Origin of the sequence: Pantoea sp. SIMBA_079, assembly GCF_046940275.1 — a bacterium.
Classification (GTDB): domain Bacteria; phylum Pseudomonadota; class Gammaproteobacteria; order Enterobacterales; family Enterobacteriaceae; genus Pantoea; species Pantoea borealis.
The window spans coordinates 1-245 of record NZ_JAWRYR010000752.1 but is presented as its reverse complement, the minus strand read 5'-3'; the positions used below and the strand labels follow the sequence as shown (position 1 = coordinate 245).

General features: G+C 67.3%; 1 protein-coding gene. It reads right to left on the bottom strand.

Annotated elements, in window-relative coordinates; translation table 11 throughout:
- Positions 1-245: glycosyltransferase family 9 protein (locus SB719_RS21960; RefSeq protein WP_412160005.1), on the bottom strand; the 245-nt coding region annotated here is incomplete at both ends.

The following is a 245-nucleotide window of genomic DNA, read 5'->3' as shown; positions in this document are numbered from 1 at the left end:
AGCCTTGGGCAATTCGCTCGGCACGCGCCTTCTCGGCCGGATTACCCCAGGGCAGGCGCACTTCCAGCTTGCGCCGGCCCATGCGCTCGGCCAGTTCGCGCCAGTAGGCTTCGGGCCAGTGCTTGGTCGCCCAGGTGGTACCATGCAGGAACACCACATAGGGCGCAGCCGGCGGCAGTTGCAGGCGGTCGAGGTCCAGGCCGTAGTTGCCGATGCCTTCCGGCAGATCATAGGCCAGGGCCATG